General features: G+C 73.6%; 21 protein-coding genes and 1 tRNA gene. 13 read left to right on the top strand and 9 right to left on the bottom strand.

The genetic code is table 11. The features are described 5' to 3' along the window. Nucleotides 1-50: 50 nt before the first annotated feature. The 3 genes from ACFRCR_RS05085 to ACFRCR_RS05075 all read right to left on the bottom strand — a co-directional run bounded on the left by ACFRCR_RS05085 (nt 51) and on the right by ACFRCR_RS05075 (nt 2,179). On the bottom strand, nt 51-620 hold the full coding sequence (locus ACFRCR_RS05085) for an SRPBCC family protein (RefSeq protein WP_377675946.1): 570 nt from the start codon (nt 618-620) through the stop codon (nt 51-53). After that, entirely contained in the window at nt 617-1,636 is a 1,020-nt protein-coding gene (locus tag ACFRCR_RS05080; protein ID WP_377675945.1) for a hypothetical protein, read from the bottom strand. The genes ACFRCR_RS05085 and ACFRCR_RS05080 overlap by 4 nt, the downstream gene beginning before the upstream one ends. Before the next feature lie 63 nt (nt 1,637-1,699). After that, nucleotides 1,700-2,179, bottom strand: coding sequence for an OsmC family protein (locus ACFRCR_RS05075; protein WP_138823010.1), 480 nt, complete (start codon nt 2,177-2,179; stop codon nt 1,700-1,702). Nucleotides 2,180-2,287: 108 nt separating this feature from the next. Between ACFRCR_RS05075 and ACFRCR_RS05070 the strand changes: the two genes are divergently transcribed. From ACFRCR_RS05070 to ACFRCR_RS05060, 3 genes are all read left to right on the top strand, one after another. Further along, complete coding sequence (locus tag ACFRCR_RS05070; protein ID WP_377675944.1) at nt 2,288-3,100, top strand: thymidylate synthase; 813 nt, start codon at nt 2,288-2,290, stop codon at nt 3,098-3,100. Further along, nucleotides 3,097-3,702 (top strand): dihydrofolate reductase, encoded by a 606-nt coding sequence (locus tag ACFRCR_RS05065; protein ID WP_377675943.1) that lies wholly within the window; start codon nt 3,097-3,099, stop codon nt 3,700-3,702. The genes ACFRCR_RS05070 and ACFRCR_RS05065 overlap by 4 nt, the downstream gene beginning before the upstream one ends. Nucleotides 3,703-3,801: 99 nt before the next feature. Further along, nucleotides 3,802-5,280, top strand: a complete 1,479-nt coding sequence (locus ACFRCR_RS05060; RefSeq protein WP_377675942.1) for an ATP-binding protein — start codon at nt 3,802-3,804, stop codon at nt 5,278-5,280. Here the strand turns inward: ACFRCR_RS05060 and ACFRCR_RS05055 are convergent. Both ACFRCR_RS05055 and ACFRCR_RS05050 read right to left on the bottom strand, forming a co-directional pair. Continuing rightward, complete coding sequence (locus tag ACFRCR_RS05055; protein ID WP_377675941.1) at nt 5,213-6,583, bottom strand: sensor histidine kinase; 1,371 nt, start codon at nt 6,581-6,583, stop codon at nt 5,213-5,215. The genes ACFRCR_RS05060 and ACFRCR_RS05055 overlap by 68 nt on opposite strands. Further along, nucleotides 6,580-7,236 carry a response regulator transcription factor gene (locus tag ACFRCR_RS05050; protein ID WP_377675940.1) on the bottom strand — a complete coding sequence of 219 codons (657 nt, stop codon included), beginning with the start codon at nt 7,234-7,236 and terminating at the stop codon, nt 6,580-6,582. Before ACFRCR_RS05050 ends, ACFRCR_RS05055 begins: the two co-directional genes overlap by 4 nt. A gap of 116 nt (nt 7,237-7,352) precedes the next feature. Between ACFRCR_RS05050 and ACFRCR_RS05045 the strand changes: the two genes are divergently transcribed. The 6 genes from ACFRCR_RS05045 to ACFRCR_RS05020 all read left to right on the top strand — a co-directional run bounded on the left by ACFRCR_RS05045 (nt 7,353) and on the right by ACFRCR_RS05020 (nt 12,535). Next, nucleotides 7,353-7,973 carry a hypothetical protein gene (locus tag ACFRCR_RS05045; RefSeq protein ID WP_377675939.1) on the top strand — a complete coding sequence of 207 codons (621 nt, stop codon included), beginning with the start codon at nt 7,353-7,355 and terminating at the stop codon, nt 7,971-7,973. Beyond that, complete coding sequence (locus ACFRCR_RS05040) at nt 7,970-9,082, top strand: peptidoglycan-binding protein (RefSeq protein WP_377675938.1); 1,113 nt, start codon at nt 7,970-7,972, stop codon at nt 9,080-9,082. The genes ACFRCR_RS05045 and ACFRCR_RS05040 overlap by 4 nt, the downstream gene beginning before the upstream one ends. A 53-nt stretch (nt 9,083-9,135) precedes the next feature. Beyond that, complete coding sequence (locus ACFRCR_RS05035) at nt 9,136-9,954, top strand: ABC transporter ATP-binding protein (protein WP_377675947.1); 819 nt, start codon at nt 9,136-9,138, stop codon at nt 9,952-9,954. Beyond that, nucleotides 9,948-11,147: an ABC transporter permease gene (locus tag ACFRCR_RS05030; protein WP_377675936.1), complete on the top strand. Its 1,200-nt coding sequence runs from the start codon at nt 9,948-9,950 to the stop codon at nt 11,145-11,147. The genes ACFRCR_RS05035 and ACFRCR_RS05030 overlap by 7 nt, the downstream gene beginning before the upstream one ends. A gap of 195 nt (nt 11,148-11,342) precedes the next feature. Beyond that, nucleotides 11,343-12,413 carry a glycoside hydrolase family 6 protein gene (locus ACFRCR_RS05025; protein ID WP_377675935.1) on the top strand — a complete coding sequence of 357 codons (1,071 nt, stop codon included), beginning with the start codon at nt 11,343-11,345 and terminating at the stop codon, nt 12,411-12,413. A 46-nt stretch (nt 12,414-12,459) separates the two neighbouring features. Further along, nucleotides 12,460-12,535 (top strand) — tRNA-Arg (locus ACFRCR_RS05020). 37 nt (nt 12,536-12,572) lie between these two features. Here ACFRCR_RS05020 and ACFRCR_RS05015 read toward each other — a convergent pair. Then, nucleotides 12,573-13,805 carry an alpha/beta hydrolase gene (locus ACFRCR_RS05015; RefSeq protein WP_377675934.1) on the bottom strand — a complete coding sequence of 411 codons (1,233 nt, stop codon included), beginning with the start codon at nt 13,803-13,805 and terminating at the stop codon, nt 12,573-12,575. Between the two features lie 741 nt (nt 13,806-14,546). Here ACFRCR_RS05015 and ACFRCR_RS05010 point away from each other — a divergent pair. The 3 genes from ACFRCR_RS05010 to ACFRCR_RS05000 all read left to right on the top strand — a co-directional run bounded on the left by ACFRCR_RS05010 (nt 14,547) and on the right by ACFRCR_RS05000 (nt 20,083). After that, nucleotides 14,547-15,191 (top strand): vitamin K epoxide reductase family protein, encoded by a 645-nt coding sequence (locus ACFRCR_RS05010; protein WP_377675933.1) that lies wholly within the window; start codon nt 14,547-14,549, stop codon nt 15,189-15,191. A 484-nt stretch (nt 15,192-15,675) separates the two neighbouring features. Continuing rightward, on the top strand, nt 15,676-19,785 hold the full coding sequence (locus ACFRCR_RS05005; protein WP_377675932.1) for a hypothetical protein: 4,110 nt from the start codon (nt 15,676-15,678) through the stop codon (nt 19,783-19,785). A 52-nt stretch (nt 19,786-19,837) separates the two neighbouring features. Next, nucleotides 19,838-20,083: a hypothetical protein gene (locus ACFRCR_RS05000; RefSeq protein ID WP_377675931.1), complete on the top strand. Its 246-nt coding sequence runs from the start codon at nt 19,838-19,840 to the stop codon at nt 20,081-20,083. Between the two features lie 107 nt (nt 20,084-20,190). Here the strand turns inward: ACFRCR_RS05000 and mscL are convergent, their stop codons facing one another. The 3 genes from mscL to ACFRCR_RS04985 all read right to left on the bottom strand — a co-directional run bounded on the left by mscL (nt 20,191) and on the right by ACFRCR_RS04985 (nt 21,837). Next, on the bottom strand, nt 20,191-20,622 hold the full coding sequence (gene mscL / locus ACFRCR_RS04995; RefSeq protein ID WP_377675930.1) for a large conductance mechanosensitive channel protein MscL: 432 nt from the start codon (nt 20,620-20,622) through the stop codon (nt 20,191-20,193). Between the two features lie 93 nt (nt 20,623-20,715). Continuing rightward, entirely contained in the window at nt 20,716-21,405 is a 690-nt protein-coding gene (locus ACFRCR_RS04990) for an SAF domain-containing protein (protein WP_377675929.1), read from the bottom strand. A gap of 99 nt (nt 21,406-21,504) precedes the next feature. Then, nucleotides 21,505-21,837 carry an FmdB family zinc ribbon protein gene (locus tag ACFRCR_RS04985; RefSeq protein ID WP_377675928.1) on the bottom strand — a complete coding sequence of 111 codons (333 nt, stop codon included), beginning with the start codon at nt 21,835-21,837 and terminating at the stop codon, nt 21,505-21,507. A gap of 170 nt (nt 21,838-22,007) precedes the next feature. Between ACFRCR_RS04985 and ACFRCR_RS04980 the strand changes: the two genes are divergently transcribed. Beyond that, nucleotides 22,008-24,704, top strand: coding sequence for a penicillin acylase family protein (locus ACFRCR_RS04980; RefSeq protein ID WP_377675927.1), 2,697 nt, complete (start codon nt 22,008-22,010; stop codon nt 24,702-24,704). Nucleotides 24,705-24,738: the final 34 nt, after the last annotated feature.

Below are 24,738 nucleotides of genomic sequence, written 5' to 3'. Positions count from 1 at the left end.
GTTCCCGACCTCAACCCCGTTCTCGGCACCCCCGGGGGCGGGCGCCGGGCTCAGCCCCGGGCCACGATCCGGTCCAGACGGCGCAGCGACAGCCGGATCATGAGGTCCAGCACGCGTGCGGCGAGAGGCGCGGTCGCGGCCCGGGGCAGCGGACCGGCGAGGTACACGTCCTCCCACCAGGTCACGGCGCACCGCGCGACGGGCTCGTGCGGAGTCGTTGCGGGCAGGTGGTGACCGGCGAGCGGCACGACGACGATCCCCGCCTCCCCGAGCAGCGTCGGACCGAGCTTCAGATACGTCGCGCGACCCGCCTGCCCCTCGTCACCGGGAGGCTCCCACCGCGTGATCCGCATCCGGTCGGGGAAGCCCGGCGCCCCCTGCGGGGCGAACGGTCCCGAGACCATCGTGAACTCGGCGCCCACCCCCGGACGCCAGGCGGTCGCGGGCACCGGCGAACCCTCGGGACCGTGGAACACCCCGCGGCTGAGCGGCACCCACCGAGGGTGCGTCCGCACGTCCGCGACGAGCGCGAACGCACGCTCGGCACTGAGCGGGAGCACGTGCGTGAGCTCGACGCGGCCGGACCTCGACGTGCGACCCCCCTGGTCCCCAGGCGTCACGACGTCTTCCTGGGTCGGCGCCAGCGCACCGACCGGATGCCGCGAGGGGTGTCCGCCCCGGTCGCACCCCCGGCCCGGCGAGCGGCTTCTCGCTCGGCGGCCTCGTCGACCACTCCCGGTCCCGCACCGGGCACCGGGGCGTCGACGATGCCGAGGCGGTCGGCAGGTGCGGGGACGAGCAGCGGGGGAGCGGCGCCGTCGGGCACCTCGACGACCTCCAGCACGGGCCGGAACGCCTGCGGCGGCGGACCGAAGGCCCGCCGTGTCTGGCTGATCACGGTCTTGCCGAGCGCGCGGGACCCCGCGACCCCCACGACCGCGCCCACGCCGAACGGCACGAGCCGTCCGATCGCGAGGCCCCCGTGCTTGACCATCTGGGTCCGCAGGAACTTGTTCGTCAGGGCCTTGTTGACCTGCTTGATCGTGCTCGACGGCATGCTCGTCATGAGGACCTTGCCCCACGCCATGGCGGACCCGCCCACGGCCTTCTCGACCTGCTGCGAACCCTTGTCCCCGAGGACCGACGCGAGGAGGAACGCGCGGCGGCGCGCGGCGTCGTCGACCTCGTAGCCGTACACGTCCGCGACCGCGAGCGAGAACGCGGCCGACGACCCGAAGTACGTCGCGACGTCGCTCGCGGTCAGCGCGATGCCCACGCCCGTGCCGACCGCCGGGAAGGCTGCGGCCGCCCCCACCGCGCCACCAGCCGTGCCGATGACCATGAGGTACTCGCGCTCGAGGATGCCGATGATCTGGGCGGGCGACGCGTGCGGGTTGCGGCGGCGCAGCCCGTCGACGTGCGCGTGGATGACGGACGACGGGATGGTGACGGCCTTGTCGAGGGCGGCGTCGAGCAGGGGCGTGCTGCGCAGGTCGCCCCAGTCGTCGGTCGGCACCCCCTCGGGGGCGTCCTGGACCGCCGTCAGGTGCGAGTGCGGCTGCGGCACCGGTCGTACGCTGTCCGACGTTCCCCAGACGGCCATCTGGGCGTCGGTGTCCTTCTTCTTGCGACCCATCGGACGACTCCCTCCTGTGGCTCCTGGCGATCCCGCGACCGAGACCGCGGGATCAGGCGGCGATCACTCGCCGACCGCACCCACGACCGGGCCGAAGGTGTGCTCCACTGTCGCACCGTTCTTGACCGTTCGCCCCACGGTGCACGTGGTCTCGATCGCGCGGTCCGCGACCTTCAGGAGACGCTCGCGCGCGTCGTCCTCGAGGCCCGTCAGATCGATCTCGAAGTGCTCCGTGATCGCCGTGTACCGGTCCTCGGCCATGTCCTTGGCGCCGTCGACGCGGATCGTCACCTCGTAGTCGTCACCCAGCCGCCGTGCGAAGGGCGCGTCCGAGCTCATGCCCGCGCACGCGGCCAGCGCGATCTTGAGGAGCTCGCCCGGTGTGAAGACCGCGCCCGCGCTCGCGGGGCCGATCGACACGCTCGCGCCACGCGCGGAGAAGCCGGTGTAGGTGCGGGTGCCGGTGCGCTCGACCCACAGGGCGTCCGTCGGGGACGGGGACGACGCGGGGATCTCTTCGGCTGCGGCTGTGGGGTTCGTCATGCTGCTGATCTTCCCATCCTCGGGGTGGTGCCGATCCGGGTGTTCGGACCGCAGGACACCTCGTGGTCCGGAGCGCGCTGCGGTGATCGGTTTGCCTACACTCGCAACATGCCCGCGCAGCAGCCGATTCCCACGCCCTACGAGGACCTTCTCCGGCTCGTCCTGGAGACCGGGACGCACAAGTCGGACCGCACGGGGACGGGGACGCGCAGCGTGTTCGGCCACCAGATGCGCTTCGACCTGTCGCAGGGCTTCCCGCTCGTGACGACCAAGCGCGTGCACCTGAAGTCGATCGTCTACGAGCTGCTGTGGTTCCTGCGCGGCGACTCGAACGTGCGTTGGCTCCAGGAGAACGGCGTGAAGATCTGGGACGAGTGGGCCGACGAGGACGGCGAGCTCGGTCCGGTCTACGGGGTCCAGTGGCGCTCGTGGCCCACGCCCGACGGCCAGCACGTCGACCAGGTCAGCCAGGTCCTCGAGACGCTGCGCACCGACCCGGACTCGCGCCGCATGATCGTCTCGGCGTGGAACGTGGGCGAGCTCGGGGGCATGGCGCTGCCACCCTGTCACATGATGTTCCAGTTCTACGTCGCCGACGGCAGGCTCTCGTGCCAGCTCTACCAGCGCAGCGCGGACCTGTTCCTCGGCGTCCCGTTCAACATCGCGTCGTACGCGCTGCTCACGCACATGGTCGCGGCCCAGTCAGGCCTCGAGGTCGGCGACTTCGTGTGGACGGGCGGCGACTGCCACATCTACGACAACCATGTCGAGCAGGTGCGCGAGCAGCTCAGCCGTGAGGCCTACCCGGCCCCGACGCTGCACCTGGCCCCGCGCGACTCGCTGTTCGACTACACGTACGAGGACGTCGAGGTCGTGGGCTACCAGCACCACCCGACGATCAAGGCCCCGGTGGCGGTGTGAGCCGTCCGGCTGTCGGACTGGTCTGGGCGCAGGCGCGTGACGCCGCGGGCCGCCCCGTGATCGGGGCCCTCGGCGGGATGCCGTGGCACCTGCCCGAGGACCTCGCGCACTTCCGCCGCGTCACCACGGGCCACCCGGTCCTCATGGGCCGCGTCACGTGGGACTCGCTCCCGCCGCGCTTCCGCCCCCTGCCCGGGCGTCTCAACGTGGTCGTCACGCGCCAGCAGGCCTGGCTGCCCGACGGCGCCGCCCACCCGGGCGGTGCCGGCACCGGCGTCGTGGTCGCCCCGTCCGTCGAGGAGGGGCTGGCACGCGCGTCGGCGGCCGCGGAGGAATCGGGCTCGGGGCAGGTCTGGGTCATGGGCGGCGCGCAGGTGTACGCCGCGACCCTGCCGCTCGCGGACCGCTGCATCGTCACGGAGATCGACCTCGAGGTGGACGGCGACGCGTTCGCGCCCGCGCTCGCGGACGGTCCGGACGGCGACTGGGTGCTCGCGGGCTCACCGGGTGGCCCCGGCACTGCCGGGGAGGTCCTCGACGACTGGCAGACCTCGGCCGACGGCGTCCGGTTCCGGTTCCTCACGTACGAGCGGCGGCCCTAGCCCGGTCCCACGGGCCCGCGTCCTCGCCTGCGGGTGCGCTTCCGGGCGTGCGGGTCGATCCTTGTCGTGCACCGCAGACTGCGACCCCGGAGGCCCCGCATGACGACCGAGACCACGCTCGCCGAGTCCTTCGACGGACGCCGGTTCACGTACCGGCTGCCGAGGGAGTCGAGCATCGGGCCGGGAGACTTCGTGACGGTCGGCGTCACGTTCCCCGACACGGCTGAGCATCCCGGCGACGCCCTGGTGATGGGGCAGATCCTGACGCGCGCGACCGAGAGGGGCGACGCCGTCGGGCACGGGCGCGTCCTCGGGGAGCTACGGCCGGACGGCACGGTGGTCGGGTCCGGCGGGGACCCGTTCACGTCGCACGACCTCGCCCCTGCCGGAGCCGGTGTGCTCGAGGCCCTCCAGGCGCGCGAGCGCGCGACCCTGCGCATCGGCGCGCTGCACCACAGCCGTGGGAACGTGGACGCCCTGCTCCAGCCGTTGCGCTTCAACCGGCACACGTTCCTGTGCGGGCAGTCGGGCTCGGGCAAGACGTACGCGCTCGGGGTGCTCCTCGAACAGCTCCTCATCGACACCGACCTGCCCATGGTCATCCTCGACCCGAACTCCGACTTCGTGCGGATCGGCGAGCTGCTCTCGTCCGCCTCGGCCGACGACGCCGCCCGCCTGCGCGAGCTCGACGTGCGCGTCCTGCGCAACGACGGCGAGCACCACCCCGTGAGCGCGCGGCTGACCGCGATGACGGCCGCGAGCCAGGCGGCGGTGCTCCAGCTCGACCCGCTCACGGACCGCGGCGAGTACAACACGTTCCTGCGGATGCTCGAGAGCGCGACCGGGCAGGGCACGACCTCCGGCGCGATCGACCCGGCGGCCGCGGTCGCGCGCGAGATCGCCGAGGACGGGACGATCGACCCGCAGTCCATCCCGCGTGCGCTCCGGGCGAGCCGGGAACCGGACGCCCTGGCCCTCGCCCAACGGATCGAGAACCTGGGCATCCTGGAGTGGGACGTGTGGGCGCGGGTCGGGCAGTCGGTCAGCGAGGTGCTCGACGAGGGGCCTCGCGCGGTCGTCGTCGACCTCGGCAGCCTGCACACGCACGAGGAGCAGCTCGCGGTCTCGCTCGCGCTGCTCGACGACCTGTGGGCGGACCGCGAGGCCCGCTCGCCCCGTCTCATCGTGATCGACGAGGCCCACAACGTGGTCTCGGCCGAGCCCGTGACCCAGCTCCAGCGGCTCACGACAGAGCGGGTCATCCAGATCGCGGCCGAGGGCCGCAAGTTCGGGCTGTGGCTGCTGCTCTCGACCCAGCGGCCCTCCAAGATCCACCCCAACGTGCTCTCCCAGTGCGACAACGTGGTCGTCATGCGCATGAGCTCGCCGGCCGACGTGGCCGAGCTCGAGAGCGTCTTCGGCTTCGCGCCGCCCGAGCTCCTCGCGGCCACGCCGTACTTCCGTCAGGGGGAGGCGCTCGTCGCGGGAGGGTTCGTGCCCGCCCCGGCGATCATCCAGATGGGAGCGCGGCGAACGGTCGAGGGCGGTTCGGACGTGCCGGTGCCGATGCCGGGCTGACGGGTCCCCGCGTGCCCGGCAGCCGGGCGACGACCGTGAGCCCGCCGCCCTCCCGCGGCTCGGCCGTGACCTGGCCGCCGTGCGCGGTCGCGACCGAGCGGACGATCGACAGCCCCAGCCCGACGCCGCCGCGCACGTAGCCGCCGCGGCGGTCCGCGACGGCGCCGTCGCGTCCGAGCCTGCGGAACGGCTCGAACAGCGCCTCGACCTCGTAGGACGGCACGACGGGGCCCGTGTTGGAGACTGCGACCTCGACCGAACCGTCCGGGCCGGGGCGCGTCGCGACGGCCACGCGGCCGCCCGGCTCGTTGTAGCGCACGGCGTTGTCGACGAGGTTCTGGACGAGGCGTTCGAGCAGGACCGCGTCGCCCTGCGTCGCGGTCGACTCGGCGTCGAGGTGCAGGTCGACGGCGGCGTCACGGGCCGCGCCCCCCGCGGTCGTGACGGCTTGTGCGGCGACCTCGGCGAGGTCGACGGGCTCGGGGACGAGCGGCGCCTGGTCCACGGCGGCGAGCGTCAGGAGTCCTTCGATGAGGCGCTCCTGGCGCGCGTTCACGGCGAGCAACGTCGTCCCCAGGTGGCGCGCGTCGTCGTGCGTGCCGGGGTCGTCGAGCGCGACCTCGAGGACGGTGCGGGTGATCGTCAGCGGGGTGCGCAGCTCGTGCGACGCGTTGGAGACGAAGCGTCGTTGGCCGTCGAACGCCCGGTCGAGGCGTTCGAGCATCTGGTCGAACGTGTCGGCCAGGTCCTTGAGCTCGTCGTCGGGCCCGGTGTGCGCGATGCGCTCGTGCAGGTTGTCGTCCGCGACGCGGCGGGCAGTGGCCGTGATCCGGTGCAGCGGGGCGAGGACGCGTGACGACATGACCCACCCGAAACCGATCGCGAGGACGCCGATCCCGAGCAGCGCGAGGATCGACCAGGTGAGCATGCTGCGCAGCGTGGCGTCGCGGGCCTCCTGGTTGTTGGTCTCGACGACCTTGCGCAGGTCCGCGAAGGTGTCGGATCCGGTCGAGAGGGTCATCGCGGGGTCCACCGTTCCCGCGGCGTGCAGCGGGAAGCTCTGGCCCGCGACCAGGTCGGCGGTCAGGGACGGGTCGAGCGTGGAGTACGTGCCGATGTCCGCCGCCTCGACCGCGCCCACCGCGAGGCCGACCGAGTCGACGGGTTGCCGGTCGATCGCCGCCGCGAGCACGAGGTACAGCACCGCAATCAGCACGGCACCCGCGACGACGAACGCCGCGGCGTAGACGGCCGTGAGCCGGGCCCGCAGGGTCGGGCGCAGTGCGGGGCGGGCGAGCCTCACGGGACCCGGTACCCGACGCCGGTGACCGTCTCGACGAGCGACGCGTCCTCGAGCTTGCGGCGGAGCTGCTTGATGGTGAAGCGCACGACACCCGTGAACGGGTCGATGTTCTCGTCCCACACCTTCTCGAGCAGGTGCTCGGCCGAGACGGGCCGCCCGTCGGCGCGCAGCAGCTCTTCGAGGACGCCGAACTCCTTGCGCGACAGGTGCACGAAACGCCCCTCCCGGTAGACCTCGTGCCGGCTCGTGTCGAGGCGCAGGCCCGAGCGTTCGAGCACGGGCGGCGAGGCGGGGCGGGCCCGGCGTCCCAGGGCTCGGACGCGTGCGCTCAGCTCGGCGAACGCGAACGGCTTGACGAGGTAGTCGTCGGCGCCGAGGTCGAGCCCGGTCACCCGGTCCAGCACGCCGCCCGACGCAGTGAGCATGAGGACGCGGGAGTCTCCGTCCGAGGCCACGATCGCCCGGCACACGTCGTCGCCGTGGACGCCGGGCAGGTCCCTGTCGAGCACGACGACGTCGTACGCGTTCACGTCGATCCGCGCCAACGCCTCGTGCCCGTCGAGCGCGACGTCGACCGCCATCGCGAGGCGCCGCAGTCCCGTCGCGACGGCCTGCGCGATGAGCTCCTCGTCCTCCACCACCAGTACTCGCACACCAGGAGCATGCCGGTGAGCGCTGTGAGATCTCTGTGAGGTCGTGGCTCACGAGGGCCTCACAGGTAGCCGGGTGGACTGCTCCTGAACCCGTTCCCCGACGTGAGGACCACATCATGACCATCCACCAGACGCGGCGGCCCGGTGGGGCCGTCCGCTCCGGGACGCGCCGCCGGTCGGCCGCCGCGGCCTTCGTCGTCGCCCTGCTCACGGTCACGCTCTCGGCGTGCGCGCCCGACGACGCCCCGGGCGTCGCGAGCGCCGGCGACGGGAAGGGGGAGACCAGCGAGACCGGCGACGAGACGTCGTTCGACGACATGACCGACGCCGAGCGCGATGACATGGCGCGCAAGTTCGCGAGCTGCATGCGCGACAACGGCGTCGACATGCCCGACCCCGACACCGACGGAGGACTGTCGGTGGCGTCGGGCACGGTCGAGGCCGGCAGCATGGACGAGATGGACGCGGCCTTCGAGGCCTGCCGCGAGTTCATGCCGAACGGCGGCGAGCCGATGAAGATGACCCCCGAGGACCTGGAGGCCCAGCGCGAGTTCGCCAAGTGCATGCGGGAGCACGGCGTGGACATGCCCGACCCCGACCCGAACGGCGGCATGACGGGTGCGCTCGAGCTGCCCGAGGACATGGAGGCCTTCGACGCGGCGCTCGAGGCGTGCAACGAGTCCGGTTCCGGCGCCGGGCTCAGCGTCCAGAAGAGCGTGCCCGGGGACGACGAGTGAACCGCCGGAACGCCGTGCCCGGAGCGCCCGGCCCGAGGCGTCGGCGCCGCGGGCTGGTGATCGGCGGGGTCGTGGGCGCTGCGGTGGTCGGCGCCGGCGTCGTCCTGGCCCTGACGGGGTTCGGCCGCGGGGCCGACCCCGCCCCCGCCGCGACCGGTCCTGACGAGACCGCGACCGTGACCCGGCAGACCCTCGTGCAGCGCACGACCGTCAAGGGCACGCTCGGCTACGGCGAGGCCGTCGCGCGAGGGCACCAGGGGGCTGGCGGAGCCGAGGGAGGCGGCGGGACGGTGACGTGGCTGCCGGGCGTGGGCGACGTCGTCGACCGTGGGGGAGTGCTCTTCAAGGTCGACGAACGCCCGACCGTCCTCCTGCTCGGCACGCTGCCCGTGTACCGCGAGCTGGGCTCCGGCGCCGAGGGCGAGGACGTGCGCCAGCTCGAGGAGAACCTCAAGGCCCTGGGCTACACGGGCTTCACCGTGGACACGAAGTTCACGGAGTCGACCGTCCAGGCCGTCAAGAAGTGGCAGAAGGACCGCGGGGTCGAGAAGACGGGCACGGTCGGTCCGTCCGACGTCCTCGTGGCCGAGGGGCCGGTGCGCGTCGACGCGCTCAAGGTGCGCGTCGGCGATCCCGCCGCCGCGGAGATCCTCACGACGACGGGGGTCGACCGGGCGATCTCGGTCGACCTCGACCTCGCCGACCGCGACCGCGCCGTCGAGGGCGGCGCCGTGACGGTCGAGCTGCCGGGAGGTGCGACGACGGAGGCGGTGGTCTCCGCCGTCGGGAGCCCCGAGGTCGTCGAGGACGAGAGCGGCATGCCCGGGTCCTCCGACAAGACCGTGATCCCCGTGACCGTGACCCTCCCCGACGGGACCGACGCCGACGCGGGCTCCGTCAAGGTCACGTTCGTCGCGGCCGAGCGCCCCGACGTCCTGACCGTGCCCGTCGCGGCGCTCCTCGCGCTCGCCGAGGGCGGGTACGGGGTCGAGGTCGTCGAGGACGGCACGAGCCGGATCGTCGCCGTCGAGACCGGGATGTTCGCCGACGGGAGCGTCGAGATCACGGGGGACGTGGCCGAGGGCGACGTCGTCGGGATGCCGTCGTGAGCGCGGTCTCCGTCGCGCGCGACGCCGTGGCCCACCCCGAGACCTGGGGAGCCGTGACGGGCGCGGGCTCGCCGGGCACCGACCCGGGCGCGGGCGGCGGCCCCGTCGTGACCCTGCACGAGGTGTCCCGCGTCTTCCCGGGCGGGGTCGCCGCGCTGCGCGACGTCCACCTGGACGTCCACCGCGGCGAGCTGCTCGCGATCGTCGGGCCCTCGGGCTCGGGCAAGTCGACCATGCTCAACGTCGTCGGGACGCTCGACCGGCCCACGTCGGGCCGGGTCCTGATCGACGACTTCCTCGTCGAGGACCTCGACGACCGCGAGGTGTCCGCGCTGCGCGCGAGCCGCATCGGGTTCGTCTTCCAGCAGTTCCACCTGGCCGTCGGGGTCTCGGCCCTCGACAACGTGGCCGACGGGCTCCTGTACCGGGGGGTCGGGCGCCGCGAGCGACGTCGCCGGGCCGCCGAGGCCCTCGACCGTGTGGGGCTCGGACACCGGATGACGCACCGCCCGCACGAGCTGTCGGGCGGTGAGAAGCAGCGCGTCGCGATCGCTCGCGCCGTCGTCGGTGACCCGCCCCTGCTGCTCGCCGACGAACCCACGGGCGCGCTCGACACGGCCGCCGGGGCCGGCGTCATGGACGTGCTGCGGGGGCTCAACGCGGCCGGGACGACCGTCGTGATCATCACGCACGACCGCGAGCTCGCGGCCTCCCTGCCCCGGCAGGTCGCGATGCGCGACGGCGAGATCGTCGCGGACGGGACCCTGCCCCCGGGCGGGCCGGGGACGGTCCTCTCGGGTGCTGCGGGTGCTGCGGCGTCCGCTGCCCCGCGTACCCCGGCGGCCACGACCGACGAGGAGGCACCGTGCTGACCACGCTGCGCCCCGCGCGCCTCGGGCCGCCCGACGTCCTGCGCGTCGGCGCGACCGGGCTGCGCACCCGCCCGCTGCGAGCCGTCCTCTCGGCGCTGGGCATCGCGATCGGCATCGCGGCGATGGTCGCGGTCGTCGGGATCTCCAGCTCGTCGCGGGCCGAGCTCGACCGGACGCTCACGGCCCTCGGGACGAACCTGCTGCGCGTCGCGCCCGGGACCGACCTGTTCGGCGAGGCCGCGACCCTGCCCCCGGAGGCGGTCGACATGGTGCGCCGTGTCGCGCCCGTCGAGAACGCGACGTCGGTCGCTCAGCTCGACGCCAAGGCGTACCGCTCGGACCTGGTCCCGACGGGGGAGTCGGGCGGGATCGGCGTGTACGCGGCCGACCTCGACCTGCTCGAGTCCATCGGGGGCACCGTCGCGGACGGGGCCTGGCTCTCGGAGGCGACGTCGCGGTACCCGGCCGTCGTCCTGGGGCACACGACCGCGAAGCGCCTGGGGATCACGACCCCGGACCCGGCCGTCAAGGTGTGGATCGGCGGCGAGTGGTTCACGGTCGTGGGCATCCTCGACCCCGTTCCGCTCGCCCCTGAGATGGACCTGGGTGCGCTCGTGGGCCGTGAGGCGGCCGCGGAGCACCTCGACTGGGACGAGCTGCCGACCATGATCTACACGCGCACCCGCGAGGACTCCGTCGAGCAGGTCCGCGGTGTCCTCGGGGCCACGGCCAACCCGCAGGCGCCCAACGAGGTCGACGTCTCACGCCCCTCGGACGCGCTCGCGGCGCAGCAGGCCACCGACGAGGCGTTCACCGGGCTGCTCGTCGGGCTCGGGGCGGTCGCGCTGCTCGTGGGCGGGATCGGGGTCGCCAACACCATGGTCATCTCGGTCCTCGAACGACGCGCCGAGATCGGCCTGCGCCGCTCGCTCGGCGCGACCCGGGGCCAGATCCGCGGGCAGTTCCTCGTGGAGTCCCTGGTGCTCTCGCTCATGGGCGGGGCCGCCGGGGTCCTCATCGGGATCGGCATCACGGCCGGGTACGCCACGTCGCAGGAGTGGCCGGTCTCCGTCCCGCCCGTGGTCGTGGTGGGCGGGCTCGTCGCGACCCTCGGGATCGGGGCCGTCGCCGGGCTCTACCCCGCGGTGCGGGCTGCACGGATGTCGCCCACGGAGGCGCTCACGGCGGTCTGACCAGTGGATCGTCAGAACGGGCGTGACCAGGGTTCGCGCCCGTTCTGACAGCCGGGGGCGTCCGGTGGGACGGTGGTGCGACGTCCCCCCCGACGGCGTAGCGTGCGAGCCGCCGACGCCGCACCACCGGGCGCCGTCGGCCCGAGGCGGCCCGCCCCCACCCGGCCCGGCCGCCCGTACCACGACAGGGGAGACATGCGCGCACGACCCGGCCGACACCTGACGGCGACCATGCTGGGGGCGGCGATCCTCGCCGTCGGGCTGGGGGCGTGCACTCCCGGGGGACCCGAGGCCGCCGAGCCGCCGCGCGAGACCGCCACGGCCGAGGAGCACCCGGCGGCCCCCGTCGAGCCCGCCGGGGCCGACGCGAACCCCTTCCTCGCGGGCGCGCCCTCCGCCCACCCGGACATGCAGTCCGTCCACGCCGCCGCAGCGCTCCGGACGAGCGCCCCCGACGCCCCCGCGGCGCTCGACGTCGTCAGCGAGGCGGGCGCGTCCCTGTGGGTCGGGGACTGGTTCACGCCCGCGGAGGCCGAGGCCCTCGTGCGCGACCACGCGCGCGCCGCCAACGAGGCCGGACGCACCGGTGTCGTCACGGTCTACGCGATCCCGGCCCGCGACTGCGGGTCCTTCTCCGCGGGCGGCCTGACCCCCGAGGAGTACCCCGCCTTCGCACAGGCGGTCGCCGACGGGTTGCGCGGCACGCGCACGGCCGTCGTGCTCGAACCCGACGCCCTGCCCGACCTCGGCGCGTGCCCCGAGCAGGGCGACCGCGCCGGGCTCCTGCGACAGGCCACCGCGGCGCTCGCGGACGCGGGCGCGAGCGTCTACCTCGACGCGGGGAACTCGGCGTGGGTCGACGCCCCGACCATGGCCGACCGGCTGCGGCAGGCCGGGATCGACGACGCGCGCGGCTTCGCGACCAACGTCTCGAACTTCCGCGCCACGGCCGACGAGCGCGCGTACGCCGACCGGCTCGCCGCGCTCCTCGGGACGCGCTACGTCATCGACACGTCGCGCAACGGGCTCGGGCCCCTCGGTGACGGGCCGCTCGACTGGTGCAACCCCGCCGGGCGGGCGCTCGGCGAGAAGCCCGGCGCGGTGGACGACGGCAGCGCCCTCGACGCGTACCTCTGGGTCAAGGTCCCCGGGGAGTCCGACGGCGAGTGCGGCCGCGGCGACCCGGCCGCCGGCACGTTCTGGCCCGAGTACGCGATCGGGCTCGTGGAGCGCGCGGGTTGGGACACTGCGGGGCCGGGACGCTAGGCTGTCGGGCGTCCCACCGGGCCCGATCCGCCGTGTTCGCGCCCACGCGCCTGTAGCTCAGGGGATAGAGCACCGCTCTCCTAAAGCGGGTGTCGCCAGTTCGAATCTGGCCAGGCGCACCACCACGCCCCCGCGCCGTCAGGTCGGGACCATCCCGCCTCACCTCTCCTCGCGCCGCTCCACCGGCACCTCCGACGCCCGGTCACGTGCCACCACCACCCGGTCCGCGAACTCCTCGACCGCCGTGACGACCGCGTCGAACCGCACCGAGTGGAACAGGTCGAACCCGTGCTGTGCCCCCGGCAGCTCGGCGTACACGACCGGGCTGGTCGAGATCTCGCGCAGGTCGGCGACGAACTGCCGAGCCCCATCGACCGGGACGAGGGTGTCCTGGTCCCCGTGCACGACGAGGAACGGGGGAGCGGAGGATCGCCGGTAGGCGCCCGGTGCCGACTCGACGCACTGGTCGCGGCCGCTGCCGTAGTACTCACCGAAGTAGCCGTAGAGGCACACGGCCCCGACGACGGACGTGTCGGCGTCCTCGAAGCCGGGCTGGAACCGCGGGTCGCCAGGCGTCAGCGCCGCGAGCGACGCCAGGTGCGCGCCCGCTGAGCTGCCCGCGACGAGGACGCGGTGCGGGTCGGCCCCGTACGAGGCGCCGTGCTCCCGGACCCAGGCCAGGACCCGCTTGGCGTCGACCAGGTGGCCGGGGAAGTTCGTCGTCGGGCGCAAGCCGTAGTTCGCGCTCACGCACACCCACCCGCGGCTCGCGAGCCGCGAGAGCATCGCGCGGGCCTCGAGCTCCTTGCGCCCGCTCACGTACCCGCCGCCGTGGAAGTACACGAGGGTCGGGCCGTCGGCCGGGCGCAACCGGGGGCGGTACACGTCGAGCCGGTGCTCGCGGCCGCGCGAGTCGCGGTTGCCCCCGCCGACCCCGCCGACCCCGCCGACCCCGCTGTCGTCGCCGTACGGCAGGTCGGCCAGGCGCTCGACGTCGCGTCGCCGCACCGCGAACGGGGCCAGGAGGATCCGCGCCCAGGGCAGTCCCCGGTTCGTGACGGTGCCCGGTCCTGCGCGCAGACCGTCGACCAGGGCGTGGTCGAGCGCGGGCGCTGCCCGTAGGCCGCGTCGGGCGACCAGGACGAGGCCGAGGGCGGTCAGCGCGGCCAGGACGAGAGCCACGCGTCCGCCGGTCGTCTCGACGTCTCCGTCGACGAGCGCGAGCGCCGTGACCGCGCCCAGCACGAGCAGCAGGGCGAACGGCTGCTCGTTGACGAGGACGCTCATCCGGAAGGAGAGACGGCCCAACCGCGGGGGCCGGCGGGCCGGGCTGAGCGAGGCCGACGTGCAGCACGCGACGAGCAGCACGGGGACCAGGTACCCGATCGGCATGGCGGCTCCTTCGCTGCCGGTGGGCGCGTCGCGCCCCTGGTCCCGGTCTACACCGGGGCGCGCGGAGGTGCGCGTCGGGCCGTCCGGTCACGGGATGATGCCGGTGGGGTCGCGCGGAAGGTGAGGGGAGCTGTGCGGCAGGGCGAATGTCCTTGGTCGCCACCGGCAAGGGGGTGCGTACAAAGGGCGCGCTGCCAGATGGTCCGCACGGGTCGAGGTAGTTGAAATTCGAACTGAATTCCCGGCGACGTGCCCGACCGGTACGGGGTTCGGGGCGACTGCACGGTGGGTCGTTTCGTCGGTACCCACTTGTGTGGGCGATTCCTCGAACATCTCCGGCAGGGTGGATGGGTGGTGGCCGTCGGGCCCATGCTCCCGCCGCCGGGCGGGCCCCCGGGGGACGGCGGAGTCTCGCCCGTCACGGCCGACAATTCGTCGCACCTTCTCGAAATCGCCCCCGGGGTGCGGGCGACATGAACCCATGAACGATCGGGACGGCTTTTCGAGGAAGATGCACCAGGCATTTCGTGCACGTCGTCACGAGACCTTTCCGGCGTCACGCCACAATGGCCCGTTCGCGCGAACCGCCCATCTGCTCCCGGCATTCGCCGACTCCTCGTCCATCTGCTGATCGCGTCCCGTCCGCGAGACGCCCCACCGGCGGGTCCAGCCTCGTGGCCCCCTCTAGGCTGGAAGGGCTTCCGGGGATGGCCGGGGGCCATCGCCGGAAGGGCATCACGCATGAGCGACGTTCTGCACGACGACCACAGGACCGACCCGTCGAGCATCAAGGGTTTCCGGCACAGCAGGCAGTGGGTGTTCGGCACCATGCTGGTCTCCGCGCTCATCAGCCTCACGGCCTCGTTCGTCCTGTCCTACGACGCGGTCCTGCTCGCGGCGAACCCCGCGGCCGAGCTCTCGTGCAACGTCAACGAGGTCCTGTCCTGCGGTGCCGTCGGGGTCGCGTGGCAGTCGTCGCTCTTCGGCTTCCCCAACGCCTTCCTGGGGCTGATCGCGGAACCCGTGGTCATCACGATCGCGGTCGCGAGCCTCGGTGGGGTGCGGTTCCCGCGCTGGTTCATGTTCTCCGCGCAGGTCGTCTACACGCTCGGCCTGATCTTCGCCTACTGGCTCTTCTACCAGTCGATGTTCGTGATCGGCGCGCTGTGCCCCTGGTGCCTGCTGGTCACGCTCTCGACGACGCTCGTCTTCATGACGCTGCTGCACTGGAACATCATCGAGGACAACCTCTACCTGCCGGCCCGGGCGCAGGAGCGGGCACTGTCGTTCGTCCGCTCGGACGCGGACGTGTTCCTGACGGCGACGTGGGTCGTCCTGATGAGCGCGGGCGTCCTGCTCAAGCACGGGTCCAAGCTCTTCGGCTGACCACGGGGCCCGGCCGGGCGGGGGTGTCCCTTCCCGCCCGACGGCGCCGCTCACCTCACGGCCACGCCTCGCCCGAGGCGTGGCCGTGCTGCGCTCGGGGAGACGGAGCGACGGAGCGACGGGGCGACGGGGCGAGAGCGTGGGTGCACCGCGCCGAGCGGACGTCCACGAACAATCCGACACATCGAACTGGACGCTCGTCCATCTCCGTGCGGACCAACTCGTGGACACATTTGACGAACGCGCGAAGACCTTGCACAATCATCTCTGACGGTGCGTATCGCCTGCCCCCTGCGCGGTGCGCACCGTCCTCAATCTCCTCGGCCTTCCCCGCGGCGCGACGGTGCGCTCCGGACGTCTCGGCGCCGAACCCCTCCCTCAGAAGTCGTCGGCGTGCAGCCGTCACCCTCCGTGACCCACCCGAAGTCGCCGCCCCCGGCGTGCCGGTGCCGGTTCCGGCCGACCGGGCGGTTAGCGTGCGAGAGTGAACGCAGCCGCCCGCAACCCATCAGCCCGCGAGACCGTGGCCGATCCCGCCCGGCCGCTCACCGACCAGGACGCGCACGACAGCGCCGTCCGAGGTGCGGCCTCGGCCGCCGAGGGATCCACGACGCTCGCAAGGCCGACCCTCGTCGAGCCGCCGACCACGGCCGAGCTCGTCGAGGACGCCGTCCGGTCCTGGCGCGCCTCGCTCGTCGAGCTCGCGGGCGGGTCGTCGCTCGCAGACATCGGCCTGCTGGGCGACGCGGTCGTCGACCTCACCGCGGCCCACCCCTCGGGAGTGGCGCAGCTCTTCGCCGGGCGCCCGACCCGACTGTCCAACCTGTTCCGCGAGGGGGCCTCCCTGCCCGCCGCGCGGCGCCGGGCACGCGCCGTGGTCGTCCGCTCGCAGGAGCACGCCCAGCGCTACGGGGTCGCGCCGACCTACCTCGCGATCGGTGTCACGACCTGGACCGAGGGCGAGCCCTCCCGCCTCCCGACCGACGACGTCGCCGCCCTCGCGCACGTCGCCGGGACCACGTACAGCCGGACCATCGACGGTGCCACGGGCCTGCCCGCGGGCCCCGCCGCGGGGGACCCCGGCGACCCGCCGCAGACCGCGACGACCCCGCCCACGGCGGGTGGCGCCGTCGGGCAGGGAGAAGGGCCCGCGCGCGACGGCGCCGAAGGCACGGACGCCGAGCCCGCCCTGCCGCGCACCGTGCGTGCCCCTGTTCTGCTGCGGCCCCTCACGCTCACCCCGCGCGGTGACAGCGAGACCGACTACGACCTCACGCTCGAGCCGACCGTCGAGATCAACCCCGTCCTCGCGCGCACTCTGCGCGCCCACGGCGGGTTGATCGACCCCGTGACGCTCGCGCGCAGCGCCTTCACCCCCGCGGGATTCGACCCCTCGGACGCCCTGGCCCGTATCACCGCCGTGGGCAAGGCGGTGCTGGGCGACTTCGAGCTCGCGCAGCGGGTCCTCGTCGGGACGTTCGTCCACCCCGGCCAGGTCCTCGTCGACGACCTCGACGAGCTCGCCTCGGGCCTCGAACGGCACGAGGTCGTCGCAGCCCTCGCCGGCTCCGAGGAGGCAGCGACCGCGCTCGCGCGCGAGCTCCCGGCCCCGCGCGTCGGAGACGCCGACCCGTCCCAGGAGCGGGGCGTGGGTGACCTCGACCCCGCGCAGCGCCACGTCATCGACGCGCTCGCGACCGGCAGCCACCTGTTCGTCGACGCGCCCCCGGGCGCCGACACCGCGGGGACCATCGCCGCCGTCGTCGCCGAGGCCGCGGCGAGCGGCCGCAGCATCCTCTACGTCCCCGGCCACCGACGCTCCGCGGAGACGCTCTCGACCCGCCTCGCCGCGCTCGGGCTCGACGGGCTGCTGCTCGACATCGCCCCCGAACCCACGTGGCGGACCACTGCCTCCCACCGTCTGCTCGGGGCCATGGCAGCCGAGGCGGAGACCGTCGACACCGACTCCGTCGCGCGGGTCCGCGACGGGCTCCTGGGTGCGCGCGCACAGCTCTCGGGCTACATCGAGTCCCTGCACCTGGTCCGCGAGCCCTGGGGCGTGTCCGCCTACGCGGCCCTGCAGGCCCTCGCGCGGCTCACCGCGCAGCGCCCGGCCCCCGGCACGACCGTCCGCCTGGGACCCGAGGTCACGATCCGCATCGGCGCCGAACGCCGGGCCGACCTCTCGGCCCGCCTCGTGCGCGCTGCCGAGGTCGGGGCCTTCACGCTCCGCTCGACGTCGACGCCCTGGTTCGGCGCGGACATCACGAGCGCCGAGAACGCGCAGGACGCCCTGGTCCGGGTCGAACGGCTCGCCGGGCACACGCTGCCGCAGCTCCGGGACCAGGTGGCCTCCGTCGCGACGACCACGGGCCTCACCCCCGCCACGACCGTCCGGCAGTGGGGCGACCAGCTCCGCATGCTCGGCGGCATGCGCGGCACCCTCGACGCGTTCCAGCCCATGATCTTCGAGCGCACCGCGACCGACCTCGTCGAGGCGACCGGCACGCGCGAGTGGCGGGCAGCGAACGGCATCGACATGGGCTGGGCCCACCGCCGTCGCCTGCGCCGGCAGGCCAAGGACATGCTCCGTCCCGGCGTCCGGGTCCCCGACCTGCACGCGGCCCTCATCGAGGTCCAGGCGCAGCGCGCCGTCTGGCAGGCGCAGTGCCCACGCGGCGGGTGGCCCACCCTCCCCGAGGGGCTCGCCGCGATCGAGGACACCTACGAGGCCGTCAGGATCGACCTCGAGTACCTCGACCCGGTCCTCGCCACGACCCCCGTGGGGTCGGATCTCCTCGACCTGCCGATCAGCGAGCTGGCGGCGCGACTCGCGGCCCTCGGTGAGGACCAGGAGGCGCTCGAGAACCTGCCTGCGCGGACGTCCGCACTGCGGACGCTGCGCGACGAGGGGCTCGGCGACCTGCTCGACGACCTCTCGGCTCGCCGTGTCGAGCCCGAGCTCGTGGGCCCCGAGCTCGACCTCGCCTGGTGGAGCTCGGTCTTCGAGCAGATCCTCGCGCAGGACCCGGCGCTCGCCGGGCAGGACGGGGCCGGGCTCGAAGCACTGGCCGGGCGGTTCCGCGACCTCGACCGCACGCACGTCGCAGCGCTGTCCGCGCCCGTGCGGCTCGCGGTGCGCGAGCACCTCGGCGCGGCGATGCGCGACCACCGCACCGAGGCCGAGGCGCTGTTCACCGAGCTCCTCGAGGGGCGGATGACGAGCCTGCGCGACGCCCACGAGCGCTACCCCGAGGTGCTGCGCCGCCTGCGGCCGTGCGTCGTCGCGTCCCCGACCCTCGTGCCGCACCTGTTCACCCCGACCCGCACCGTCGACCTCGTGATCCTCGACGCCGCGCAGCACATCCCGGTCGAGCTGGTCCTGTCCTCGATCGCGCGCGGGCGTCAGGTCGTCGTGTTCGGCGACCCGCGGGCCGCCTCGGGCTCGACCGTGGGCGAGCTCGCCGCGATCCTGCCGACGGTCGCCCTGTCCGCAGGCGGCACGCGTCGTGACCCGTACCTCACGGCCTTCCTCGCCGCTCACGGCTACGAGGGCGTCCTGCGACCCAGCCCGCTTCCCCGCGCGGAGCCGCTCGTCCACCTCGACCTGGTCGACGGTGCGGGTATGCCGGACCCGGCGTCGGGCGCGGTCGAGAGCACGCAGGCCGAGGTCGACCGCGTCGTGGAGATCGCGATCGAGCACGCCATGACACGACCCGAGGAGTCGCTCGCGATCGTCACCGTGAGCCCCGTGCACGCGGACCGGATCCGGGACGCGCTCCTCGGCGAGGTCCGGCAGAACCCGGCCCTGGCCGTCTTCTTCTCGGGCGCCCGGGCAGAGCCCGTGGTGGTCGCCGAGGTCTCGGGCGTCGCCGGACTCAGCCGGGACACGATCGTCCTGTCGATCGGCTACGGCCGGACCCCGCACGGGCGCGTGCTCCACCGCTTCGGCGTGCTCAACGCGCCGGGCGGCGACGCGATGCTCCTCGACACCCTGGGCTCGACGCGCCGGCGTCTGCACGTCGTCACGTGCTTCACGGCGTCCGACCTCGACCCGGAGCGTCTGCGCGGGCACGGGGCCAAGCTCCTCGCGGAGGTCCTCGACCTCGCCGAGCAGCGCAACGGTCGTGCCGACCAGGTCACCCTGGGCAACGGCGTGGACGTGGGCGGCAACCCCGACCGGCTCGTGATCGACCTCGCCGAGCGCCTGTGGCGTGCGGGGCTCGTGGTCGAGACGGACTACGGCGTGGTCGGTGGAGACCGGATCCCGCTGGTCGTCGGGCACCCCGACATCCCGGGCGAGCTCCTGGTCGCGGTCCTGACCGACGACGACGCCTACGTCGCCGAGCGCAGCGTACGCGTGCGTGACCGTCAGCTCGCCGAGCGCCTCGAGCGCACGGGCTGGGTCGTCGCGCAGGTGTGGTCCGCCGCGGCGTTCCTCGACCCCGCGAAGGAGGCCGAGCGCATCCGCCGGGTGGTCCAGGCCGTGCGCGACGCGCGGCTGCCCGAGCTCGGGGGGATCGCGCAGACGGGCGGCAGCGATCGCATCGTCGTCGTCCCCGTGGTCGCGGACGACGATTTCGGAACGGACTGACGGGTCGGCCGGGGAGACCGGGGCACGTCGGGGACGCTGAGACAATGGGATCGTGACCCCCGCCGACAGCGTTCCCTCCGACGACCCTGCGCAGGTCGGCCCGACCCCGCGTCCCGCGGCCGCCGGGTCGGTGCGTCGCCGGTCGCGCCGCGTCGTGCGACCGGGGACCGAGCAGGCGGGAGTCGCTGGCCTGGGGTCCGACGACGACGCCGCGGCCTGGGGCGACGTCCGTCCGGGGGCGTCGACCGACAGCCACGACGCCGAGCTGTTGCGCGACGTGCCGCCGCACTGGTCCTGAGGGACCGGCGGGGCCGGGGGTGTTCCACGCACGCGTCAACACTTGTCGGCGATCACCGGAACAACGCCCCGCCCCTGGGGGAGGACGGCGCTCCCCGGGCGCTGCGGTCAGCGTTCGCCCGGACCGCCGAAGTCCGCGGATCGAGCGTTCTGCGCGGCGAGCAGGTCGCGGATCTCCTGGAGGACCAGGACGTCCTCGGCCGGGGCCGCTGGGGCGGCCTCCTCGCCCTTCTTGCGCCGGGCCGCGAGGTGGTTCATCGGCATGACGATGACGAAGTAGAGCGCGGCAGCCACGCACAGGAACTTGAAGAGCGCGTCGAGGATGAGGCCGAAGCTGAACACCGCCCCGTTGATGGTGAAGTTCCCGACGCCGGTGAGGTCCGGCTCGCCGAAGATCGCTGCGACGAGAGGGCTGATCAGGCCGTTGACGATCGAGGTCACGACGAGCGTGAACGCACCACCGATCACGACACCGACCGCCAGGTCGATCGCGTTGCCGCGGAGCACGAAGTCCTTGAAGCCGTCGAACACGTTCTTCATACGAGGTTCCTTTCGAGAGGGTGGGGACGGGGCGCGCGCGGCGTTCGGCGGTGCCCGTCGCCCGAGCGAGGTCCGGACGCGATCCTTCCATGCTCAGGGCACCAGGACCACGGACAGGCCACCCCACTCGCCGACGCCGGCGAGCGCGGCGGCCTCCTCCGGGAGCACGGCGACGAGCGTGACGCCGCCGTCCTGGGTGCCGTCACCGAGCAGTCCGACGGACGAGGCCGACGCCGGGGCCCCTGCCACCACGAGGGCCCGCCGCGCGAGATGGCTGCCCGTGACGGCGTCGTCCGCGCTGCCCGTGGCCGCGAGCAGGTCGACGCGGTCGCCGGGGTGCAGGAGCGCGGCGACGTCGGGGTCGGAGAGGCGCACGGGCGCCACGACCGTCCCGGTGGGAGCCATGGCCGCGAGGTCGCCCGCGGCGACGAGCGAGGGCGAGAGGACCTGCCCCGCCGGCAGGGCGACGGCCGTGGTCCGCCCGACGGCGTCGCTCACCGTGGTCAGTGAGCTCGCCGGCGCGAGCGACGCGGCGACGGGGACGACCGTGACGTCCCCCTCTGCCAGCACGGTGCCGGCTCCGACCGCTCGGGCCGTCACGACCACGGGCCTCGTGTCCGGTGGTGGAGGGCTCAGGCGGTCGACCACGACGGAGGCGACCAGGCCGCAGCCCAGCGCGAGCAGCACGAGGCGTGAGCGCCACGCGAGGGCGCGCAGGCGCCGTCGGGCCGTGGACGCACGGCGACCCGGCGCGTGAGCAGCGGACGATGCGGGAGGAGCCATGCGCCGACGCTAGGCGGCTCGTACGGGCGGCCCGTGGCACGGCCCCCGACCTGTGCACAGGACGCCCCGGGCGCTACCTGTGCACGGCTCGCGGCAGGGTCAGTTCGCCGACGGCGTGGAGGAGCCCCCGGAGCCCGAGGAGCCCGAGGCACTCGACGACCCGCTGCTCGACGACCCGGACGACGAGCTGCTCGACGAGTCGGCGGACTTCGCGGGCGTCGCAGGCGTCGTCGAGCCCGTGCTCGAGGACTTCGAGGAGCGCGAGTCGGTGCGGTAGAAGCCCGAGCCCTTGAAGGTCACCCCGACCGAGGAGAAGACCTTGCGCAGCCGGCCACCGCACTCGGGGCACACGGTGAGCGCGTCGTCGGTGAACGCCTGGTGGATGTCGAAGGCGTGGCCGCAGGCAGTGCACGTGTACGCGTAGGTGGGCACGGTCTCTCCTCAAGAGGTCGCGGGGGAGTGCGGTCTTCACGGGCCGGGCGCGAGCCTGGTCCGTGGCGTCCGGCGTGCGCGTCGGGTCGACGGAAGGACACAGCCGGACTGGCACTCGTGGCTTCTGAGTGCTAATCATACGCCCGGCCTGCCCGGGGTAGTCTCGCACCGTGTCTGCTGATGTCCCCGCCGGAGTCCACGGCGACCCCCCGCCGCCCGTCCCTGCTGCCCGACGGGGAGGTTCGCGCGCCCGCCGGGGCGTGATCGCGATCGCCGCGCTCGTGGTCGTGCTGCTGGTCGCCGTGTCGGTGTTCGCCGTCGTCACCGTCCGCCGGCCGCTCCCGCAGACCGACGGGACCCTCACCCTGACGGGCCTCGACGCCGAGGTCAGCGTGCTGCGCGACGCGCAGGGCGTCCCGCAGATCTACGCCGACACGCCCGAGGACCTCTTCCGCGCCCAGGGGTACGTCCAGGCGCAGGACCGCTTCTTCGAGATGGACTACCGCCGGCACGTGACCGCGGGCCGTCTGGCCGAGCTGGTCGGCGACAGCCAGGTCGCGATCGACGCGGACAAGGTCACCCGCACCTTCGGCTGGCGCCTCGTCGCCGAGGAGGAGTGGAAGATCCTCGCCCCCGAGACGAAGGCCTACCTCCAGGCCTACGCGGACGGCGTCAACGCCTACGTCGAGGACCGCGACCCGAGCGAGATCGCGCTCGAGTACACCGTCCTCGGCACGAGCGTCTCGGTGCCGGACCCCGAGCCCTGGGACCCGATCGACTCGCTCGCGTGGCTCAAGGCCATGGCCTGGGACCTGCGCGGCAACTACGACGACGAGCTCGAGCGCGCGATCGCGTACGGAGGCTTCGCGGGCGCCCCGAACGGAGCCCAGGACCCCGCCAAGGTCGCCCAGGACGTCGCCCGCGTGGGCACCCTCTTCCCCCAGTACGCGGCCCAGGCGAACCTCCCGATCCTCGACCCGTCCGAGGTGCCGACCACGAGCGAACCCGTCCAGGTCGAGGGCGCGGAGCAGACCGCGTACGCGCCGACCCTCGCGGGCAGCGAGCTCCAGTCCGCCGTCGCGGCGGCCGATGCCGCGCTCGCCGCCGTGCCCGTGCTCGTCGGCCGTGGCGAGGGCACCGGCTCCAACTCGTGGGTCGTCTCGGGTGAGCACACGACGAGCGGCAAGCCCCTGCTGGCCAACGACCCGCACCTGTCCCTCCAGGCCCCCGGTGTGTGGGCCCAGGTCGGGCTCCACTGCAACGAGGTCAGCGCCGCCTGCGGGTTCGACGTCTCGGGGTTCTCGTTCGCGGGCTTCCCGGGGGTGATCATCGGTCACAACGCCGACGTGGCCTGGGGACTGACCAACATGGGTGCGGACGTCACCGACTTCTTCATCGAGCGCGTGCGTGACGACACGTACCTGCGGGGCGACGACTGGGAGTCGCTCGAGACCCGCACGGAGACCATCAAGGTCAACGGCGGCGAGGACGTCGAGCTGAAGATCGCCTCGACGGTCCACGGCCCGATCGTCTCGACCGTGCTCCCGATGGACAGGGTCGCGGAGTCCCCGACCGAGGGCACCCCGCTCGGGGACTACGAGGTCTCGCTCCGCTGGACCGCCCTCGACCCCGGGCACACCGCGGACGCGGTCTTCGCGTTCAACCTCGCGTCGGACGCCGAGGACATGAAGGCGGCCGCGGCCCTGTTCGAGGTCCCCGCGCAGAACATCGTCTTCGCGACCACGGACGGGCACATCGGCTACCATGCGCCGGGCCGGATCCCGGTACGGGCGAACGTCGAGGGCCCCGTGCCCTCCGACGGCACGTGGCCGCGGCCCGGCTGGGACGAGCGCTACGACTGGACCGGCTACGTGCCCGCCGCGCAGATGCCGGGCGTGATCGACCCCGAGGAGGGGTTCATCGTCGCCGCGAACCAGGCCGTCCTGCCCGCCGGCACCACCCCGTTCCTCACGACGGACTGGGACTACGGGTACCGCTCGCAGCGCATCCGCACCCTCCTGCAGGAGGAGATCGACTCGGGCCGCAAGGTCGACGCCCGGACCATGAACGAGATCCAGAACGACGACTGGAGCCCGTTCGCCGCGGCTCTCGTGCCGCTGCTCCTCGAGCAGGACGTCGAGAACAGCAAGGGCGTGCGCAACGACTTCGCGGCCGAGGGGCAGGACCTCCTCGCCGACTGGGACCAGCACATGGACAAGGACTCGGCGGCCGCCGCGTACTTCGCCGCGGTGTGGCGCAACCTGCTCCAGATCACGTTCTGGGACGACCTGCCGGAGAGCATCCGTCCCGCGGGCGGCAGCCGGTGGCTGGCCGTCGTGCAGAACATGCTCGCCGACGAGACGAACGCGTTCTGGGACGACCGTCAGACCGTGAGCGTCGTCGAGACCCGTGACGAGGTCCTCAACCGGGCGATCACCTCGGCCCGGCTCGACCTGACGACCGAGCTGTCGAAGAAGACGACCGACTGGGAGTGGGGCAAGCTCCACACGCTCTCGCTCGGCCACCTGGTCCTCGACGACGAGGCCGTCCCGGGCTTCGTCCGTGCCTACATGAACCCCCGCAAGGTGGCCGTGCCGGGCGGCTCGTCGATCGTCAACGCGACGTCGTGGGACGCGGCGTCGGGCAGCTTCGAGGTCACGTCGGGCCCGTCGATGCGCATGGTCGTCGACCTCGACGACCTGGACGCCTCGACGTGGGTCACCGTCACGGGCACCTCGGGGCACCCGGCGTCGAAGCACTACGAGGACCAGCTCGGCACCTGGGCCGCGGGCGAGACGTATGCGTGGCCGTTCACGGCCGACGCCGTGCGGTCCGCGACCAAGGACACGCTGACGCTCGTCCCCTGAGGCGAGCGGCGCCGTCGGGCATCTCCTGCCCGAC

The sequence above is a fragment of the Oerskovia sp. NPDC056781 genome, from assembly GCF_042789955.1.
GTDB lineage: Bacteria > Actinomycetota > Actinomycetes > Actinomycetales > Cellulomonadaceae > Oerskovia > Oerskovia rustica.
The sequence above is the reverse complement of the archived record's forward strand: the minus strand, read 5'-3'. Positions and strand labels throughout refer to the sequence as shown.